Origin of the sequence: Actinosynnema sp. NPDC049800, from assembly GCF_040656635.1 — a bacterium.
Classification (GTDB): Bacteria; Actinomycetota; Actinomycetes; order Mycobacteriales; family Pseudonocardiaceae; genus Actinosynnema.
On sequence record NZ_JBFAMT010000116.1, the window covers coordinates 1 to 5,705 of the forward strand.

Annotated in this window: 7 protein-coding genes; 3 read left to right on the forward strand and 4 right to left on the reverse strand. The window is 72.8% G+C overall.

All coding sequences use genetic code 11. The annotated features are described in order from the left end of the window. A partial coding sequence (locus AB0I91_RS44470) for a non-reducing end alpha-L-arabinofuranosidase family hydrolase (protein ID WP_499642316.1) occupies positions 1–149 on the forward strand: 149 nt, incomplete at its 5' end. An 89-nt stretch (positions 150–238) separates the two neighbouring features. Here the strand turns inward: AB0I91_RS44470 and AB0I91_RS44475 are convergent. Genes AB0I91_RS44475 through AB0I91_RS44485 form a run of 3 tightly spaced genes read right to left on the reverse strand, consistent with a single transcriptional unit; the run spans position 239 to position 2,782 of the window. Next, on the reverse strand, positions 239–730 hold the full coding sequence (locus AB0I91_RS44475) for a DUF6912 family protein (RefSeq protein WP_498786851.1): 492 nt from the start codon (positions 728–730) through the stop codon (positions 239–241). Then, positions 727–2,103, reverse strand: coding sequence for a WS/DGAT/MGAT family O-acyltransferase (locus tag AB0I91_RS44480; protein ID WP_498786850.1), 1,377 nt, complete (start codon positions 2,101–2,103; stop codon positions 727–729). Before AB0I91_RS44480 ends, AB0I91_RS44475 begins: the two co-directional genes overlap by 4 nt. A gap of 10 nt (positions 2,104–2,113) precedes the next feature. After that, positions 2,114–2,782: a phosphotransferase gene (locus AB0I91_RS44485; RefSeq protein ID WP_498786849.1), complete on the reverse strand. Its 669-nt coding sequence runs from the start codon at positions 2,780–2,782 to the stop codon at positions 2,114–2,116. A 12-nt stretch (positions 2,783–2,794) separates the two neighbouring features. Here AB0I91_RS44485 and AB0I91_RS44490 point away from each other — a divergent pair, with 12 nt between their 5' ends. Beyond that, the gene (locus AB0I91_RS44490) at positions 2,795–3,589 is read left to right on the forward strand and encodes a TrmH family RNA methyltransferase (protein ID WP_499642318.1); all 795 of its coding nucleotides are present in this window, start codon (positions 2,795–2,797) and stop codon (positions 3,587–3,589) included. A gap of 338 nt (positions 3,590–3,927) precedes the next feature. On the opposite strand, the gene AB0I91_RS44495 is transcribed toward AB0I91_RS44490, so the two are convergent. After that, on the reverse strand, positions 3,928–4,338 hold the full coding sequence (locus AB0I91_RS44495; RefSeq protein WP_499642314.1) for an HAD-IA family hydrolase: 411 nt from the start codon (positions 4,336–4,338) through the stop codon (positions 3,928–3,930). Between the two features lie 57 nt (positions 4,339–4,395). Between AB0I91_RS44495 and AB0I91_RS44500 the strand changes: the two genes are divergently transcribed. Continuing rightward, entirely contained in the window at positions 4,396–4,776 is a 381-nt protein-coding gene (locus AB0I91_RS44500) for an Rv3235 family protein (protein ID WP_499619196.1), read from the forward strand. Positions 4,777–5,705: the final 929 nt, after the last annotated feature.

The window sequence follows — 5,705 nt, forward strand, 5'->3', positions numbered from 1 at the left end:
GTGACCTGATCCGCACCAACCCCGACCAGACCAAGACCATCGACCCCTGCAACCTGCAACTGCTCTACCAAGGCCGCAGCCCCAGCTCCGACGGCGTGGACTACGGCCTCCTCCCCACCCCACGGGGGGTGCTCACCCTGCAGGGCTGACCGGGGTTTCGAACCCCGGGGGAGCCGGTGGTCAAGACCGGGGACTCACCTCCGGCTCCCGCTCGGCGTGCAGAACCGCGGGGCAGCGGCTACATCAGCTCCAGCAGGAACGGCAGCTCCTGGACCGCGTACCAGGCCAGCTCGTGGTCCTCCGCCCCGCCCAGCGCGAACTCCGCGTCCGGGTCGCCGAGGTCCGCCGCGTCGATCACGTCGGCCGCCGCGCGCACGTCGTCCTCCGCCTCCGACGTGTCCAGGTGGATCGCGGCGATCAGCTTCATCGGCACCGGGCCCGACAGCTTCACCACCGAGAAGTCCAGGTCCGGCCGCAGCTTCACGTCCGGCACGTCGGCCGACACCACCGCGCGCCTCGGCACGGCCTTCTCGTCACCCGCGATCAGCCGCAGCGAACCGCGCGCGGCGTCGAGCATCGCCGAGTACTCGAGCTCCTCCGTGTCGCCGGTCGCGTACGACTCGCGCAACGCGGGCGTCAGGGCGAACCCCGTCCCGCCCACGGGCACGAACTCGCCGTTCTCCACCAGGTCGCGCAACATCGCGACGGTCGCCGGGAGGTACACCCTCATGCGGACACCGTTCCCATCAGTTCCTCCACCGACTCCTCGACCATCGCCGCCAGCACGTCCACATCGGACATCGCGTCGCGATCGGCGTTGAGGCCGAAGTACACGCCACCGTCATAAGACGTCACGCCGATCGACAACGCCTGGTTCTTCGCCAGCGGCACGACCGGGAACATCTCGATCATCTTCGCCCCCGCCGCGTACAGCGGCACCTGGGGACCGGGCACGTTCGTCACCACCACGTTGAACAACCGCCGCGAGAACGACGACGCCGCCCGCGCGCCCAGCGCGTGCAACGTGGGCGGCGCGAAGCCCGAGAACCGCACCAACGTCTGCGCCGCCACCGTCTGGCCCGACTCCTGGTGCGCGCGCATCGCGTGCGACACGTGGTGCAGCCGCACGACCGGGTTCGGCTCGCCCACCGGCAGGTCGACCAGGTACGCCGACACCTGCGCCTCGTCGTCGCGCACCGACATCGGCGCCATGGCCCGGATGGTGGTCCCCGCCGTCACGACCTCGCCGCGCGACAGCAGCCAGTTCCGCAGCGCGCCGGACAGCACCGCGAGCACGCCGTCGTTGACCGTGCCGCCGTGCGCCCGCCGGATGGCGCGGAACACGTCCAGCCCGGTGCGCGCCACCGCGAACCGCCGCTGCGGCGAGATCCGCACGTTCAGCGGGCTGCCGGGCGCGGGCGTCGCGGCGGTGCGCACCGCGGAGGCCAAGCCGCCGAACACCCCGGCGACCTTGCGCACCGTCGCCACCGTGTCCATCGCCGCCGAGCGGACGTTCTCCACCACCTCGCCGGGCCGCTGCACGGCTTCGGCGACCGCGTCGGCCACCAGCTGCAACCCGCTCGGCTCCGGCGACGGCATCCACAGCGACTCGACCGGCGGCCGCGGCGTGGCGGAGGGGTCCAGCATCACCTGCCCGATCTCCGGCGCGCCGATGCCGTCCACCATCGCCTGGTGCGTCTTGGTGATCACCGCGGTCCGGTTCCGGGCCAGGCCCTCGACCAGGTAGACCTCCCACAACGGCCGGGTCTGGTCCAGCGGGCGGGACATCAGCCGCGCCACCAGGTCGTGCAACTGCTGGTCGCTGCCCGGTTTCGGCAACGCCGACCGCCGCACGTGGTAGGTGACGTCGAAGTCCGCGTCGTCCACCCACACCGGCCGCGCGAGCCGTCCGGGCACGTGCACGACCTTCCGCCGGTACCGGGGCACCAGCGACAGCCGCTGCTCGATCAGGTCGACCAACCGGTCGTAGTCGAAGCCCGTGCGCGGGCGCCGGAACACCGCCACCCCACCGACGTGCATCGGCGTCGTGGAGTCCTCCAGGTACAGGAACGAGGCGTCCAGCGCGGACAGGCGGTCGGGCATGCGGTCCAGGCTAGTCGCTGCAATCGCGCACGAGCCTGCGAACGGCGCTGACCTCGGCTTCGTCCCGCTCGTGCCGGGCCAGCCTGATCGCCGCGGCGGCCGGCATGGCGCGCCTGGCCTCGACCCGCACCGAGCCGTCGACCCCGGCCAGGAACCCGCGCACCATCCGCGACCGGGCGAGCCGCTTGAACGGCCGCAGCGGCGCCACCGCGATCGCCAGCCAGCTCAGCGCGACGTCGACCTTGCGGTCGCCCTTGCTCGCGCTGCCCCAGTCGACCACGACCGCGCCCTCGGGGCCCATCACCACGTTGCCGGGGTGCAGGTCCAGGTGCAGCAGGTCGCCGTCGCCCGGCAGGAACGTCGGCGCGGGCACCCGGTCCAGCTTGCGGTGCAGCTCGGCCAGCTCACGGCCCAGCGCGCCCGCCCGCCACGGCCTGGCGTCCAGCTCCTGCGACATGCGCGGACCGGGGACGTACTCCATGACCAGGTCCGTCTCCGAGGCCTCCGCCACCCTCGGCACCGGTATGCCGTGCCGGCGCAGGTAGCGCATCAGCTCGGCCTCGGGGCCCAGGTCGCGGCCCGCACGGCTGCGCTTGACCAGCAGACCGTCCGGACGCAGGTAGACGTCCGCCTCCCGGCCGCTGGCCAGCAGGCGGTGCGCCTCGTCGCGCGATGCCATGTGACGATCATCATGATTGACAGCGCAGAAGCAAGCCCCAAATGGGTAGTGGACACTTGTCCCGTGGATGTGTCACCCAAGGACAAGTTCGTCACCGTGTACGGCCGCAAGCCCGTGCTGGAGGCCCTGGACGACCCGCGGCTCGAGGTCGACAAGGTCGTGCTCGCCGACACGGCCCGCGGTCCGGCCGCCCGGGAGATCCTGGACGCGGCCGGTCGGCGCGGTGTGGCGGTGCAGCGCGCTTCCGCGCAGCGGGTCAAGGTGCTGGCCGGGAACGGCAAGCAGGACCAGGGCGTGCTGGCGGACGTCGTCGCGCCGCGGATGCGTCCGCTGGAGCTGGCGTTGCGCGACGGGCCGCGGTTCGTGCTGGTGCTCGACGGGATCACCACGCCGGCGAACGTCGGCATGATCCTGCGCACGGCGACCGCGGCGGGGGTGGACGGCATCGTCGTGCCGCGGCGGGGTGTCGCGTCGATCGACCCGATGGTGGTCAAGGCGTCGGCGGGGGTGGCGTTCCGCGCGCCCGTGCTGCGGTGCGCGACGGCGGCGGAGGCGGTGGTGGCGCTGAGGGGTGCCGGGTACCCGATCTTCGCGTTGGACGCGCAGGCCCGGTCTTCGGTGTACGCGGCGGACCTGCCGGCGCGGGCGGCGTTCGTGCTGGGCAGTGAGACGGCGGGCGTCTCGGACGACGTGCGGCCGCACGTGACCGGGTGGTTGTCGATCCCGATGGCGGCGGGGGTGGAGTCGTTGAACGTGGCCAGCGCCGCGGCCGTGCTGTGCTTCGAGGTCGTCCGCCGGCGCGGGTGATCTTCAGGGCTCTTGTGTTTCCCGGTGGCCGGCGCAGCGCGGGTGCCGGAGGGCCGCTCAGACACCCGCGCTGCCTAACCCGGCTGATCGGCGGCTCACCACAGCCACCCGACGCGGTACCCGTCGGGCCGTCCCGACCAGCCCTCGGTGTCCCGCACCCACGCCCCTCGTACGGCATCGGGTGCGGGACCGGGGCACTCGTCCGCGCTGTTCACGACGGTCGGCCACTGCTCTCGTCCACTGCGCGGTATTCGCCGTGGCGCTGCGAACGTACGAAGGAAGTCGAGTGAGCGGCAATTCACCGGCCAGGTGGATTTTTCGTGGCCGTTCGTGACCGGTTAACTCCGCAGGGGGACCTGGAGCAGTGTTTCCAGTTCCTCGAGTGTGGATTGCACGGACTGGTGGTGCACACCGACCATTCCGGCCGCCGCGGCGCCCCGGACGTTGACCGCGAGGTCGTCGACGAAGACGCACTCGGCGGCGGGCAGGCCCAGCCGTTCGGCGGCGAGCAGGTAGATGCGGCGGTCGGGCTTGGCCAGGCCGACGTCGCCGGAGGTGATGACGACGTCGAACAGGTCTTCCCAGCCGGCCGGCGGGCGCCACAGGAAGTCGGCGTTGGAGAGCATCGCGGTGAGGATGCCCTGGTGGCGGACTTGGCGGGTGACGGTGAGGAGGGGCGGTTCGGTGGCCGTGTGGTCGTCACCGAGGTCCGTCAGGACGCCGCCGAAGTCGAGAACCAGTCCCCGCACCGTGCCTCCATCGGGTGATCTTGGTACGAAACCCCGACCGTCCGCCCTCGGTTCAGCATGCCACCTCAACTGCGCACCCTGTCGTCCACGAAGCCGACCGCCACCCAGGACCCCTCCGCCGGCCCCACCGACACCCCGCCGCCGCCCGCACCTCTCGACGCCCGCCACTTCCTGTTCCCCTTGGTAGAGGCGCTGAGCGGCAGGCGGCCGCCGCGACAACTGTCGGCCACCTTCGCCCCACGTGCCCTGACCACCGTGGCGGAAGCCGCCACCCCAACCCGAACCCGCCTCGGCCGCTACCGCTTGTGCCACGTGTCGCCGGATGCGGCGGAACTGGCGGGCACCCTGCACATGCCGACCAAGGTCCGAGCATTCGCCGCGCGAGTGGAACGCCAAGGGTCACGCTGGCACTGCACCGAATTCCACCTACTCCCCTAACGGCCACCCGCGGATCAGCGGGGCCCTCTCACGCTCCGCTGACCCCGGCGATCGCTAACACGATCGAGTGACAGTCGCCCAAAAATGTACGGAAACACCGTTACCACACCTCGGTTGAAAACCAGCGGAACGCCTCGACCACCCACCCCCTGCCAACCCACACCTACCCCGACAACCCCAATCACCCGACACAGCCCCGCCAGCCAAACGCACCACCGGAACGAGCCCTCGAACGAACGACCCGAGCAGGGCGGTGCGGCCCGGCTGCGACGGCGGGCCCGGCGGATTCGTGGCACCGACTGGATTGCTGAGGGAAGCGATGGCCGGGCCGACGGGCACGGCGGATGCGGCGGGTGCGCCAACGGGCGGGGACGGCGGGGCGGCGGCGACGCCCCGCCGTCCCCGCCCGCCGCGAGTCGGTGGATGGACTGGCTGCGGTGGCGCTAGGGGCAGGGCGCGGGTGGGCCGCGTGCGGCGGCAGCGGCGAGTTGCGGCCCCGTCGGGTGTGGCGATGCACCGTCGCTCCCTCCGCCGCCCCGCCCGCCACGGATCTCCGGCCTCACCTGGCGGCACCACCGTCATCGCCATCGCACCGCCGGGGACGGCGGTGGAGGCGACGGGTGGTGCGCGGTGGGCAGGGGCGAAGCGGCGGCGAGGGTGCGGCGGGGCGGGTGCGGCGGAGGGCGGAGTGGGGCGGGCGCGGTGGGGCGACGGTGGCGCGGTGGGCGAAGGCGGGGCGGCAGTGGGGTGGATCGGCGGCGAGGGGCGAGAGGGGGTGGGCGAGAGGGGGGTGGGGCAGTGGCCGCGGTGGCGGTGGGCGGCGGTGGCGGTGGGCGGCGGTGGCGGTGGGCGGCGGTGGGCGGTGGCGGTGGCGGTGGGGGTGGGGGTGGGGGTGGGGGTGGGGGTGGGGGTGGGGGTGAGATCGGAAG